The organism is Gordonia polyisoprenivorans (assembly GCF_017654315.1).
Classification (GTDB): Bacteria; Actinomycetota; Actinomycetes; order Mycobacteriales; family Mycobacteriaceae; genus Gordonia; species Gordonia polyisoprenivorans_A.
Window position 1 is genome coordinate 2,527,602 of sequence record NZ_CP072203.1, and the last position, 12,905, is coordinate 2,540,506.

12 protein-coding genes are annotated in these 12,905 nt (G+C 67.2%); 9 read left to right on the top strand and 3 right to left on the bottom strand.

What is annotated here, in order from left to right; translation table 11 throughout:
• Positions 1-42 precede the first annotated feature (42 nt).
• From J6U32_RS11380 to J6U32_RS11395, 4 genes are all read left to right on the top strand, one after another.
• Positions 43-999: a DUF7064 domain-containing protein gene (locus tag J6U32_RS11380; protein WP_244332818.1), complete on the top strand. Its 957-nt coding sequence runs from the start codon at positions 43-45 to the stop codon at positions 997-999.
• Positions 996-3,548, top strand: coding sequence for a PEP/pyruvate-binding domain-containing protein (locus J6U32_RS11385; RefSeq protein WP_208795535.1), 2,553 nt, complete (start codon positions 996-998; stop codon positions 3,546-3,548). Before J6U32_RS11380 ends, J6U32_RS11385 begins: the two co-directional genes overlap by 4 nt.
• A gap of 131 nt (positions 3,549-3,679) precedes the next feature.
• Entirely contained in the window at positions 3,680-4,081 is a 402-nt protein-coding gene (locus tag J6U32_RS11390; RefSeq protein WP_244332819.1) for a YciI family protein, read from the top strand.
• An 8-nt stretch (positions 4,082-4,089) separates the two neighbouring features.
• On the top strand, positions 4,090-5,364 hold the full coding sequence (locus tag J6U32_RS11395; protein WP_208795537.1) for an RNA polymerase sigma factor: 1,275 nt from the start codon (positions 4,090-4,092) through the stop codon (positions 5,362-5,364).
• Here the strand turns inward: J6U32_RS11395 and rocD are convergent, their stop codons facing one another.
• Positions 5,365-7,479 carry an ornithine--oxo-acid transaminase gene (rocD, locus tag J6U32_RS11400; RefSeq protein ID WP_208795538.1) on the bottom strand — a complete coding sequence of 705 codons (2,115 nt, stop codon included), beginning with the start codon at positions 7,477-7,479 and terminating at the stop codon, positions 5,365-5,367.
• Between the two features lie 97 nt (positions 7,480-7,576).
• On the opposite strand from rocD, the gene J6U32_RS11405 reads away from it, so the two are divergent.
• The 5 genes from J6U32_RS11405 to J6U32_RS11425 all read left to right on the top strand — a co-directional run bounded on the left by J6U32_RS11405 (position 7,577) and on the right by J6U32_RS11425 (position 11,662).
• On the top strand, positions 7,577-8,023 hold the full coding sequence (locus J6U32_RS11405; RefSeq protein ID WP_006372289.1) for an Lrp/AsnC family transcriptional regulator: 447 nt from the start codon (positions 7,577-7,579) through the stop codon (positions 8,021-8,023).
• Positions 8,024-8,249: 226 nt separating this feature from the next.
• Positions 8,250-9,284: an alpha/beta hydrolase gene (locus tag J6U32_RS11410; RefSeq protein ID WP_208795539.1), complete on the top strand. Its 1,035-nt coding sequence runs from the start codon at positions 8,250-8,252 to the stop codon at positions 9,282-9,284.
• Complete coding sequence (locus J6U32_RS11415; protein WP_208795540.1) at positions 9,277-9,789, top strand: hypothetical protein; 513 nt, start codon at positions 9,277-9,279, stop codon at positions 9,787-9,789. Before J6U32_RS11410 ends, J6U32_RS11415 begins: the two co-directional genes overlap by 8 nt.
• A 290-nt stretch (positions 9,790-10,079) precedes the next feature.
• Entirely contained in the window at positions 10,080-11,177 is a 1,098-nt protein-coding gene (locus J6U32_RS11420; RefSeq protein ID WP_208795541.1) for a 3-deoxy-7-phosphoheptulonate synthase, read from the top strand.
• A 95-nt stretch (positions 11,178-11,272) separates the two neighbouring features.
• Positions 11,273-11,662, top strand: coding sequence for a helix-turn-helix domain-containing protein (locus J6U32_RS11425; RefSeq protein WP_208795542.1), 390 nt, complete (start codon positions 11,273-11,275; stop codon positions 11,660-11,662).
• A 13-nt stretch (positions 11,663-11,675) separates the two neighbouring features.
• Here J6U32_RS11425 and J6U32_RS11430 read toward each other — a convergent pair whose 3' ends face one another.
• Together J6U32_RS11430 and J6U32_RS11435 are read right to left on the bottom strand one after the other, a co-directional pair.
• Positions 11,676-12,281 (bottom strand): ClpP family protease, encoded by a 606-nt coding sequence (locus tag J6U32_RS11430; protein WP_208795543.1) that lies wholly within the window; start codon positions 12,279-12,281, stop codon positions 11,676-11,678.
• Positions 12,278-12,892, bottom strand: a complete 615-nt coding sequence (locus J6U32_RS11435) for a ClpP family protease (protein WP_208795544.1) — start codon at positions 12,890-12,892, stop codon at positions 12,278-12,280. The genes J6U32_RS11430 and J6U32_RS11435 overlap by 4 nt, the downstream gene beginning before the upstream one ends.
• Positions 12,893-12,905: the final 13 nt, after the last annotated feature.

Sequence of the window (12,905 nt, forward strand, 5' to 3'; positions counted from 1 at the left end):
ATGAGAGTGTGTTGGTCGTCACTCTCATGAATGGATCTTCTCGTGATCACAGTTGTCGATGAACAAATGCACCCTCCCGCCGACCAGCGGTCCTGGCAGGAGAGTTACTACTTCAATTGGGCCGACGTCGACGGCCGGTCCTTCGGACTGACCCGCATCGGGGTGAACCCGGCCGATGGAAAGGCCGACGCACTGCTCATCCTGGTCCGCGACGGACAGCTCGAATACGTCTATCCGGGTGTCGGTATCGCCGTCACCGCCGAGGATCGGTCGGTACCGGTCGAGCGAGGGCTGGCTGTGGGCAGGCTCTCGTACACCATGCGTGAGCCGTTCCAACGGTGGCGGATCGAGCTGACCGGCCCCACCGAGGTCGCACTGACATGGACGGCGGCGGGTCCGCCGCACGACTTCACCGAGCTGCGCGACGCCACCGATGGTGCCCACCATTTCGAGCAGGTCGGCACCGTCGAGGGCACCATCGGAATCGGCGGACAGACACGCCGGGTGGAGGCTCTGGGTCATCGGGACAAGTCGTGGGGTGTGCGCGATTGGGCGTCGATCACCGGATGGGAATGGCTGACAGCACAATTCGGACCCGATTTCGCGTTCAACGCAACCCTGGCACTGCTTGCGAGCAGCGACGAACCCGCCGGATTCGTGTTCCGTGACGGCGAGAATCGAGCGGTCACCGCGATCGACGTCGACTACACCTGGGGTCGGGTGCCGCAGGTGCCGGAGTCCGCGCGAATCTTCATGCGCGACGAAACCGGCGCCACGTATGAAATCACCGCCACCGCGATCGCTCAGGTGCCGCTGGTGAAGAAGGGACTCTTCCTCCAGGAGACGCACGCCCGTTTCGAGACGGTCCTCGACGGGGTCCCCCGTCGTGGGCACGGGGTTCTCGAGCATGCCTGGCACGCCGATCGCCGACAGATCGCACGCCGGATTCCCGACCTGGCGCGGGTGGTTGGTGCCGGACTGAAAGGGCGACTGCGATGATCCTGCGACTCGAACCCGGACTATCGGCGGACATCGCTGAAATCGGTGGCAAGGCACTGGGATTGGTCCGACTACTGCGAGCCGGACTCACCGTGCCCGAGGCCTGGGTGATCCCGGCCGAGGTATCGCTGAACGACGATCTGCAGCAGCGGTGTGCCCACGAATTGGAACGCTGGTGGACCCAGGTGCATGCGGAGTATCCCGACGCGCGTTGGGCCGTGCGGTCCTCAGCTGTCGCCGAGGACCTCGATGGCGCGTCGTTCGCGGGCGTGTACGAGACCGTTCTGGGCGTCGACGGCCAGGCCGAACTCGAAGCGGCGGTGGCGCAGTGCTGGCGTGCACATGGTGCGGACCGCGCCGCGGTGTATCGCGAGGGCCGCGACATCGATGGTGCCGGAGGCATTGCGATCGTGCTGCAACGGATGCTCGAACCGCGATGCGCCGGGGTGATGCTGACGGCCAATCCGCACCGGCCCTTCGCTCACGACATCGTCATCGACGCATCCTGGGGTCTGGGCGAGTCGATCGTGTCGGGCAAGGTGAACCCCGACCACGTGGTGCTCGACCGAGTCACCGGATCGGTGCGAGAGCAACGCGTCGCCCACAAGAAGATCGAAACCGTGTATGAAGGAGCACTTCTCGACCGTCCGGTGCCACCGGAACGCGCGGAGGTGGCATGCCTCGACGACACGGACCTCGCGGCACTGCACGCCACCGCTGGTCAGGTGGGGAGCACCATCGGGCCCGCCCGGGACATCGAATGGGCGATCTGCGACGGCTCGGTGTACGTCCTGCAGGATCGTCCCATCACCTCGCTGCCGAGCGCCGACCCGGACAACGTGTGGTCGCGACGATGGGGCGACGAGTACAAATCCGAATACTCGCTGCCCTTGTCGTCGGCGGTGATGGGCGCGTGGATGGACATCCCGATGTTCGTCGAACTCCCGCGGCTGCAGAAGCGTGGTGATCTCGCGGTCCGTGAGCCGTTCAAGTTCTTCAACGGGTACATGTACATGGACGGAACCTACGCGGCCAGTATGGCGCGGGCCCTGCCGAAAGGCAGACGCGGCACCATCTTCGGTGCATGGTTCACCCCACTGTGGATGTCGCGGATCGAGCAGGAACCGTGGAATCCGCGACTGACACTGGAGATGGCGCGGTCGTTACGCCGCGACCCCAACCGCGGCGGGCAGCGCGCCAATCTGGCGGCGATGCGGGCGCATTGTCGGCGGATCGAGGATCACATCGCGCCCAAATTGGTCCAGGATTATGCAGCACTCGGGGACAGGGAGTGGCGACGGCAGTTCGATGAACTCGAAACCTTTGGGCTCGAACACTTCCGGATCATCCGGTGGGGTATGGGCCTGCACAATGTGTTGCTGCATCAGGTGCTCGCCGATCTGCTCCGGCAGTGGTGCGCCGACGACGACGGCGAACTCTACCGCAGCGTGATCGGCGGACTGCCGGGAACCCGCACCGCGCAGATCAACGCCGAGATCTGTGACCTGGCTCGTGCGGTGCGCGCCGATGAACAGTTCGCGACGCGATTCGGCGACTGCGAGAACTGGGATCGATTGCGAGCGGCCGAACCGGACGCGACCGTGTGGGCCGAGTTCGATGCCTTCCTCACGCGGCACGGACACCGCGCCGCGAGCCGCGACATCGCTGCTGCCCGGTGGAGCGAAGAACCCGACGTCGTACTCGGCCTCGTCCGCGCGCAGGTTCGCGGCGGCGCGCGCAGCGCGGGCACCGGCGAAAGCACGGCCGCGGCAACCCGGGTCGAGGCCACCGACACCGCGCTGCAGCGCGCCGCGCGAGGTCCGCTCGGCCGCGTGCGACGCGCGGTCCTTCGAACGGTCATCGAGCGCACGCAGGAGTTCACCGTCTACCGCGAGAACCAGCGGTATCACCTCGACTACCTCATCGCCCACGCCCGCGCGCTCGTCGCGGAGAAGGCTCGACGACTGGTCGACGCGGGGATACTCGACGACCTCGACGACGTCTACTACCTGACCGCACCGGAGTTGTGGGCGTGTGCGAGCCCTTGGCCGAGCATGCGGACACCGGTGGATCGCGATGAGATCCGCAGTCGCCGTCAGAACCACCTCACCTATCGCACCCGCATGCCGGCCACCTACCTCTTCGACGACATCGAGACCGAAGGCGAGATCGCCGACGGCGACCGGGCCGCCGGCGCGGATGACGGTGACATCACGGGTATCGGTGCATCCCGGGGCCGGGCGCGAGGACGCACCCGATGCGTCGACGACATCTCGGGTCTGGAGGCGGTGCAACCCGGCGACATCCTGGTTGCCAAGAACATCGATCCCGCCTGGACCTCGGTGTTCCCACTGTTGGGCGGACTCATCACCGAGACCGGAGGGGTACTGAGCCACGGAGCGATCCTGGCGCGCGAATACGGCATCCCCACGGTCACCGGCGTCGCCGACGCGGTGTCGCTTCTCGGTGACGGAACGCTCGTCGACGTCGACGGTGGTGCGGGCGCCGTGCGCATCGCCCACGGCGAGGTTCTCGACGCCCTTCACTGACGCCCACGACGACTCTCCGCTCGAGGTGTCGAAGTGCGCGTTCCACTGCGTCATAGGGGTGATCGCGCCGCTCGGATGCGATCATGGATCCGGCGAACGGCGTCGGATCGCACCCGATGAGAGGACCCGACATGCAGTATCTTCTGGCGATCACCACCGACGAGAGTGTTCCGCGCCCCGCACCCGGCGACCCCGGCTTCGACGAGATGCAGCAGGCGTTCGCGAGTTACGGGCGAGCGCTGGCCGCGGCCGGGGTGCTGTGCGACGGGGGCAGTCTGCAGCCCAGCACGTCGGCGACGACGCTGCGTCTGACCTTGGGGGAGAAGCCCACGGTGACCGATGGCCCGTTCACCGAGTCCAAGGAACAGCTTGCCGGGTACTACCGGATCGAGGTCGACGACCTCGACGCGGCGCTGGAGTGGGCCGCCAGGATCCCGGTCCCGTTCGGCGTCGTCGAGATCCGCCCGATCCAGCTGGTCCCGGGCCCCGACGGAACCCCCACCCCGGTCGGCGACGCTGCGACCACGGGATAGCCACTGTCGTGACCGACGATCCGGTCGGGGTCGCGGTGACCCGCGTGGCGCGCGAGGAGAGCGGGCGTCTGCTCGCTCTCCTCGCCGCCCGGTACGACGACGTCGACCTTGCCGACGACTGCGTCCAGGAGGCGTTGCTCAAGGCGTTCGGGGCGTGGCGCCGCACCGGGATCCCCGACAATCCGACGGGATGGATTCACACCGTGGCCCGCAATGCGATGGTCGACGCGCTGCGCAGGCGTGCCGCCGATCGGCGGCGGCTGGCGTCGGCGGCGCGAGATCTCGTGGCCGCGGACGAGATCGGCCCCTCGAGCCCGGAGCCGATCGTCGACGAGATCACCGACGAGGCCACCGTTTCCGACGAGCGGCTTCGCCTCATGTTCCTGTGTTGCCATCCCGCACTGGACCTCTCGGCACAGACGGCGTTGACGCTGCGGCTGGTCGGCGGATTGACCACGGCCGAGATCGCCACGGCCTTCGGTGTCACCGAAGCGACTCTGGCGCAACGTATCGTGCGGGCCAAACGCAAGATCCGCCAGGCCCGCATACCGCTGCGGGTACCCACCGATCTCGACGACCGGGTCGCCGCGCTCCTCGGGGTTCTCTATCTGATCTTCAACGAGGGCTATCTCGCCTCCGCGGTCGACGCCCCGACGTTGATTCGCGTCGACCTCGCCGCGGAGGCGATACGGCTGACCGAGACGTTGGCGATGCTCCTGCCCGACGACGGAGAAGTCGCCGGGCTGCTCGCACTCGAGTTGTTCCAGCATTCCCGAGCGGCAGCACGTATCGACGACGACGGCCGTCTCGTCACCCTGGACCACCAGGACCGGACCCGCTGGGACACCGAGATGATCGTCCGGGCGCAACACCATCTCCGGGAGGCGGTGTCGCGCCCGGGCGTGGGGCCCTACCGCCTGCAGGCGCTGATCGCCGGCATCCATGCACGAGCCGCAGGCAGCGCCGACACCGACTGGGGTGTCATCGTCGAGATCTACCGGATACTCGAACGGTTGACCCCCGGCCGGTTCGTCGCGTTGAACAGTGCGATCGCTCTCGCGATGCACGAGGGACCGGAGGCCGGACTGGCCGCCCTCGATCGTATCGACGGGCTCGATATGCATCATCTGTGGCATGCGGCCCGCGCCGAACTGCTCGACCAGCTCGATCGTCGCGATGACGCCGCCGAATCCTTCTCTCGGGCACTGGAGTTCGTACGAAACCCGGCAGAGCGACGGCACCTGGAGCGGCGACTGGGGCAGGTGCGGGGACCCGAACGGTGATCAACCGCGCAGTGCGAGGGCGAATCGTTCGATCATCCAGTCGATCTCGTCGTGGGTGATCACCAGCGGCGGCGCGAACCGGATCGTCGAGGAGTGGGTGTCCTTGGCGAGCACACCCCACTGCGCCAGTCGTAGACAGATCTCCTTGCCGGTACCGAGCTGCGGGTCGATGTCGAGGCCCGCCCACAAACCCTTGCCGCGCACGGCGAGGACACCGTGGCCCACGAAGTCGCGCAGCCGTGCGTGTAGGTGCTCACCGAGGTCGGCGGCGCGCGCCTGCCAGGTCCCGTCGGCGAGCATGCGCACCACGGTGTGACCGACCGCTGCCGCCATCGGGTTTCCGCCGAAGGTCGACCCGTGCTCACCGGGATGCAGAACCCCGAGGACGTCGGCGTCGGCGACGACCGCCGAGACCGGGAGTACGCCGCCACCGAGCGCTTTGCCCAGGGTGTAGACGTCGGGGACGACGTCCCAGTGTTGACATGCGAAGGTCTTCCCGGTGCGGCCGAGCCCGGATTGGATCTCGTCGGCGATCATCAGGACGTCGTGATCGGTGCACAGCCGGCGCACGCCGGGCAGGTAGTCGTCGGGCGGCACGATGATGCCGGCCTCGCCCTGGATCGGCTCGACGAGCACGGCGACGGTCCGGTCGGTGATCGCCGCCGCCATCGCGTCCACATCGCCGAACGGAACCCGCACGAAACCCGGTGTGTACGGACCGAATCCGTCGCGTGCGGCGTCGTCGTCGCTGAAGCTGATGATGCTGATGGTTCGCCCGTGGAAGTTGCCGCCGGCGACGATGATCTCGGCGGCACCCGCAGGAACCCCCTTGACGTCGTAGCCCCACTTGCGGGCCACCTTCAGTGCGGACTCGACCGCCTCGGCGCCGGTGTTCATCGGCAGCACGAGGTCCTTCCCGCACAGAGCCGCCAGTGCTGCGCAGAACGGTTCGAGTCGATCGGACCCGAAGGCACGGCTGGTCAGTGTCAGACGATGGAGTTGTTCGGTTGCCGCCGCGACGATCTCGGGATTGCGGTGGCCGAAGTTCACTGCCGAGTAGGCGCCGAGACAGTCGAGATACCGGTACCCGTCGACGTCGGTGATCCACGCGCCCTCGGCGGTGGCCGCGACCACCGGAATCGGTGAATAGTTGTGCGCCACATGAGGTTCGGGAGAATATTCGAGGTGTCGGGGTATCCCGATGGTGTTCGGTCCGGTCATGGGTGCCTCCGATGTGGACTGCCCGGCGTCGACGGTCGGGCGCAATTCCAGCGTGCAACATTTGATGCCGCCGCCTCCCTTGAGGAGTTCGGACAGATCGAGGGTGATCGGTTCGAATCCGGCGCGACGGATCTGCGACTCCAGATGTGGTGCGGCGTCGGTCATCACGACATGACGGCCGTCGGAGACCAGGTTCAGCCCGAGGACTTCGGCGTCGGCATCGGTGGCGATGATGGCATCGGGATGGAGTTCGGCGAGCAGGCGGCGAGAGGCCGCCGAGAAGGCCGGCGGGTAATAGGCGATGGTGTGCTCGTCGAGCACGCCCAGGGCGGTGTCGAGGTGGTAGAAGCGCGGGTCGACGAGGTCGAGGGTAATCACCGGCAGACCGGTCAGTGCGGCGACCTCGGCATGGGTGTCGGGGTGGGTGCGGAAGCCGGTGCCGGCGAGGATGCGGTCGCCGACGACGAGGAAGTCGCCCTCGCCCTCCTGGACTCCGGTGGTCTGGTGGACCTGACGGATTCCCGCGGTGCTGAACCACTGCGCGTAATGCCCGGCCTCGGCCGCCCGTTCGGGGAAGGTGAAGCGGGCCGCGATCGCTGCGCCATCGACGACCAGGCCGCCGTTGGCGGCGTACACCATGTCCGGCAGACCCGGCTGCGCATCGACCGTGTGGACGGTGTGGCCGAGGGCTTCGTAGGTGCGGCGCAAGCATTCCCACTGCGCCATCGCGCGGTCGGGATCGACACCGACCGACGGATCCATCCACGGATTGATCGCGTAGGTGACGGTGAAATGGGTCGGCGGGGTCATCGCATAGAAGCGTGTGCGCGCCACTCTCGTGGGGCTTCCGGCGGTGGCCGGGCACACAGAGACATCGGGGGTCGTCAGCGTCATGAATCGAGCGTAAGCTCGTACATCGTTGCAATCAATCGACGAAAATTGCGCACTTGATGAAGATTTCGTGCGTCATTGCTGAGATAGGGGCGATGTGTTGCGTGGGCTCGACGAACTGGACGAGAAGGTGCTGGCGTGTCTCACCCGGGATGCGCGCGCGACCTATGCGCAGATCGGTGACGAGGTCGGGCTCTCGGCGCCGGCGGTCAAGCGTCGAGTCGACCGCCTCGTCGACGACGGCGTGATCAAGGGATTCACCACGGTGGTCGACCCGGCCGCGATGCAGTGGACCACCGAGGCCTATGTGCAGATCTTCTGCCGCGGCAACATCTCGCCGGAGATCCTCAAGGAGTCGTGGGAACCCATTCAGGAGGTCGTCAGCGCGGCGACCATCACCGGACAGGCCGACGCGATCCTGCGGATCATGGCGCGCGACGTGCATCACCTCGAGCAGGCACTCGAACGAATCCGGCAGGCCGGTGGCGTCGATCGCACCGAATCGATCATCGTGCTCAGCCATCTCATCGATCGCGGCCATCCCTGACCGAGGTTTGTCCGGTATCAACCGATGGTCACGTTTGGGGTGTGCCCATTGAGTCCCATCGGCGGTGTAGGTTGACTCCGACGGTGACAAATGTTGTGCCACTGCGAAGTTCGTCCGATTTGTCGCGGAGGTCGGTGCGCGGAATCGGTAACGGGGGCGGCGTCTTCGCCGATAGTCGCGTCATGAGTTGTGGCAGAGGCGAAGTGCCGTCGACGGGAGTGGGTAGATGGTGGGAGGTGTTCGGGTGGGCGCGAAGTGGCGTCACCGATCGGTCCGGTCGGTGAGCGCCAGGGCGCTCACCGTGGTGCTGGCCGCGGTGAGTGTCGGGGTGTTGTCGGTCATCGGCCAGGGCGTCGCGCAGGCGGCACCTCCGGCGCAGACCTGGTGGATCAACTCATGCGGCATGCCGACGCAAAGCCCTGGCGGACCACCTGATTCGGTCAAAGTGCGCGCCTGGACGCGACCGCAGAACACCAAGACCGTCGTCCTGCTCGACGGTCTGCGGGCCACCGACGACCTCAGCGGGTGGGAACACAACACGCACATCCAGGATCTCGCCGACCGCGGCGTCAATGTCGTTGAGCCGGTGGGGGGTTACGAGAGCTTCTACACGAACTGGGACACACCGGACAATTTCAGCCGGCAAAGCTACACCTACGAGTGGGGATGTGTGATCAGTCGGAGCCTGGTCGCCGCGATGGACGCGCACGGGTTGCGCGGGCCCTCGGGCCACTACGCGATCATGGGGATCTCGATGAGCGGTAGCTCGGCGTTGATCACCGCCGCCGACGATCACCGCGACTTCGATGCGGCCGGGTCGCTGTCGGGTCTGCTGAACACCACCGCCCCCGGCGTCCGTGAAGCGATCCGGGTCGCGATGATCTTTCCCGCCATCGACGGGGGCACCCCGGCGATGAACGTCGACGCCATGTGGGGCCCGCCGTGGTCGACCCGCTGGCTCGACAACGATCCGCTGGTGCAGATCGGCAAGATGCGTGGACTGCGACTTTTCCTCTACACCGGCAGCGGCATCCCGGGCTACACCGCGACCGCGGGCGCTGTCCTGACCGATCCGGCACTAATTGTCGAGGGGGTGCCGCTGGAGGTGCTCTCCTCGGCGCTGACGCACACCTTCGACGTGCAGGCGATGATCAACGGGGTGCCCGTCATGACCGACTTCCCGGTCTCGGGCATGCACGACTGGCCCTACTGGCAGGACGCGGTCAACAACGCCTTCGCGAGAGGGTTCTTCCATGCGTGACCCCAACGGCACGGATCATCGCTACCGGTCGAAGCCGTGGACCCTGGTCGGGGTGGGGTGTTTCGGACTGGTGTTGTTCGTCGCCGGCTGCGCCCAGTCCGATGAGGGCACCACCGTCAACGCATCGAGGACGTCGGCGCCGGTGAGTTCGGTGACGTCGACGAGCCCGGTGTCGGCCACCGCAGGGCCGGCATCGACCGCCGCATCGACGCAGGCGCCGCCTCCGACGCCGGTGACCCTGCCCAGCGCGGGCACCGTCGAGACGGTGGCGCCGCCGCCGACCTCTGCGCGCACCGCCTTCCTGAACTCGCTGCGCGCGAAGGGGATCGACATGGACGCCGACACCGCGGTGTCGCTCGGGTCGTCGGTCTGCCGGGTTCGCAAGACCGGCGGCGACAACGCGGCGCGCACGTTCGCGGCGCCGGTGATGAAGCAGGCCATGGGTACCGAGCCCTCCGACGCGCAGGTCGCGGCGCTGGTCGACTCCTCGGGCGGGCTCTGCTGATCGAGAAGGGGTATCGGAGCGGGTGTCCGGTGGGCGGTCGTTGGGTCCGCACCGCCGCCCGTGGTAGCCTCGCTATCGTGATCAGCACCGTGCGCGCCTATTGGCGTTTCTTTATCGAGGCTCCGGGTGAGCCTGCGATAAAGCGCTGATCGCGCCGCACGCCACATCCCGGAGCCCCGAGCAGTGACCACCAGGTCACTGCTCTTGTCATGTCAGGGGCTTTCCGGCGACCACGATGCGGGCGGGCCCAGCCGACAACCAGGGCCCACAACCCCGCGAAAGGCATACCAGTGACCACCCTCGGAGATCTCTCCCGAACTCCCGCCGACCGCTCTCTCTCGGCCGAATCGACCTCGGACCGCCGGATCCGCTCGTTCCGGTCGATCCCGTCGCCGGACACCATTCGCAGCGAACTGCCGCTGACCGCGCGCCGGGCCCTTGCGGTTCAACGCGACCGCGACGAGATCGCGGCCATCCTCTCCGGCGCCGACGACCGGCTGCTCGTCGTCGTCGGCCCGTGCTCGGTGCACGACCCGATCGCCGCCCTCGACTACGCGCGCCGGTTGGCGCCGCTGGCCCAGCAGTACTCCGAGCGGCTCAAGATCGTCATGCGGGTGTACTTCGAGAAGCCCCGCACCACCGTCGGATGGAAGGGCCTGATCAACGACCCGGGCATGGACGAGACCTTCGATGTCGAGCGCGGCCTTCGGACGGCGCGGTCGTTGCTCCTCGACATCATCGACCTCGGGCTGCCGGTGGGATGTGAGTTCCTCGAACCGACCAGCCCGCAGTACATCGCCGACGCGGTCGCCTGGGGTGCGATCGGGGCCCGCACCACCGAATCCCAGGTGCACCGCCAGCTCGCCTCGGGGCTGTCGATGCCGATCGGCTTCAAGAACGGCACCGACGGCAACGTGCAGGTGGCGATCGACGGCGTGAAAGCCGCTGCGGCATCGCACGTCTTCTTCGGAGTCGACGACTTCGGACACGGCGCGCTGGTGGAGTCGGCGGGCAACTCCGACTGTCACATCATCCTGCGCGGTGGCACCGCCGGACCCAATTACGACGACGACTCCGTCGCCGACGCCGTTGCGGCATTGCAACGTTCGGGTCTGACGCCGCGGGTGATGATCGACGCAAGCCACGCCAACTCCGGGAAGGACCACCTCCGCCAGGCCGAGGTCGCCACACAGATCGCGGCATCGATCCGGGCGCGTCGAGAAGCCGGCGACCCGGTGCACGTGAGCGGCGTCATGCTCGAGAGCTTCCTCGAAGCCGGTGCGCAGTCTCCCGATGCCGATCCGCTCGTCTACGGCAAGTCGGTGACCGACAAATGCATGGATTGGGAAGTCAGCGCCGCGGTGCTCGCCGAATTGGCGCGTGGCTGAACCATTTCGACGCGGCACTGCCGATCTGCCGCCCCCGTTCTGCTCACAGCAGAAGGCGGCCGGTACCGCTCGGGTGCCGTCGTAGGATCGACTCCATGATCGAGCAGCGATCGAAGGCCGACACCTCCGGAGCCCGGTCGCCGGCACCGGTGGAACCGTTGTTCCGTGAGGTGACCGGCAAGGTTCTGCGTCGCCATCGCCATGACCGGGCCGAGCGTCTCGTCGAGACCGCCCGCCGGGCCGGCGTCTCGAGCCAGTATCTCTCCGAACTCGAGCGCGGCCGCAAGGACGCGTCGAGCGAACTGCTCGGCGCCGTGGCCGGGGCACTCGGCCTGTCACTGCTCGACCTCACCCGCGAGGTCGCGGTGGAGTTGGCCCGGTCGACGAGCATCCCGGTGCTCGGTTCGGTGCCGGCGCGGGACGGCGATCGATCGATCGCTCGTCCGCAGAACGCCTCTCGATCACCGCTCGCGCTGGCCGCCTGAGCCTCCCGGGCCGTCACCGGCGGGTGAGTACGGCGCGCTCGTCGATGATGTGGTCGGCGATGCCGTAGTCGACGATCTCGGATGCGCGCAGGACCCGATCCCGGTCGGTGTCGTGGCGCAGCGTTTCGACGTCGTTGCCGGTGTGACGGCTCAATGCGCGTTCGATCTCCTCGCGGGTCCGCAGGATCTCCTCGGCGGCGAGGATCAGGTCGGGAATCGTGCCGCGACCCTGTCCCGACGGCTGGTGCAGCAGCACCCGTGCGTGCGGCAGCACTGCCCGGCGTCCCGGCCGGCCCGCCGCCAGCAGCAGTGCGGTCGACGAGAGTGCCTGTCCCACACAGGTGGTCGCGATGGGTGCGTGACAGTACTGCATGGTGTCGTAGAGCGCGAAGGTGGCCATCACCGATCCGCCGGGTGAGTTGATGTAGAGGTCGATCGGCGCCTCCGGATTGTCGGAGTCGAGGTGGAGCAGTTGCGCGATGAGCGCGTTGGCGACGCCGTCGTCGAGTTCGGTGCCCAGGTAGAGGATTCGGTCGTCGAGCAATCTGCTGTAGACGTCCATGACGCGTTCGCCCTGCGGCGTTCGGCTGATCACGTTGGGAATCGTGTAGGTGCTCATCGGGTCACCCCGAATCCGGCCGGTGTGGCCGCGGCCGGGCGCAGCTGCGCCACCGAGTCGACGATGTGATCGACGAAGCCGTACGCAAGCGCCTCCTCCGCGGTGAACACGTGATCGCGCAGCGAGTCGGCGAACACCCGCTCACGGGTCTGGCCCGTCCGCTCGGCGATGACACCGAGAACGGTGTCACGGACATGGCGCAGGTCGTCGGCCTGCAACTCGATATCGGGGGCGTACCCGCCGATCCCCGCAGATCCCTGGTGCAGCAACACCTTTGCGTGCGGCAAGATGTACCGTTTTCCGCGGGTACCGCAGCAGAGCAAGAATTGCCCGGCGCTGTAGGCCATTCCGAGGTTGACCGTCACCACGTCGTTCGGGACGATCCGCATCGTGTCCATGATGGCGAGCATCGCGGGCACCGAGCCGCCCGGAGAGTTGATCCACAGGCCGATGTCGGCGACCGGATCCTGTGCCGACAGCATCACCAACTGTGCGCACAGCGCGCTGCCGATCTCGTCGTCGAGCGCCGAATCGAGCATCAGGATGCGTTGGTTCAGCAGGCTCTCGGCGGTGCGTTTGCGGAGGGGCGGGGAAGTTTTGTGTTCGCTCATGCGTCCAGCGTGT

Bases quoted from the DNA above. Each gene is read 5' to 3' on its own strand.
- J6U32_RS11385 (WP_208795535.1), top strand. From the start codon at position 996: ATGATCCTGCGACTCGAACCCGGACTATCGGCGGACATCGCTGAAATC.
- J6U32_RS11390 (WP_244332819.1), top strand. From the start codon at position 3,680: ATGCAGTATCTTCTGGCGATCACCACCGACGAGAGTGTTCCGCGCCCC.
- rocD (WP_208795538.1), bottom strand. From the start codon at position 7,479: ATGACGCTGACGACCCCCGATGTCTCTGTGTGCCCGGCCACCGCCGGA.
- J6U32_RS11410 (WP_208795539.1), top strand. From the start codon at position 8,250: ATGGTGGGAGGTGTTCGGGTGGGCGCGAAGTGGCGTCACCGATCGGTC.
- J6U32_RS11415 (WP_208795540.1), top strand. From the start codon at position 9,277: ATGCGTGACCCCAACGGCACGGATCATCGCTACCGGTCGAAGCCGTGG.
- J6U32_RS11425 (WP_208795542.1), top strand. From the start codon at position 11,273: ATGATCGAGCAGCGATCGAAGGCCGACACCTCCGGAGCCCGGTCGCCG.
- J6U32_RS11430 (WP_208795543.1), bottom strand. From the start codon at position 12,281: ATGAGCACCTACACGATTCCCAACGTGATCAGCCGAACGCCGCAGGGC.
- J6U32_RS11435 (WP_208795544.1), bottom strand. From the start codon at position 12,892: ATGAGCGAACACAAAACTTCCCCGCCCCTCCGCAAACGCACCGCCGAG.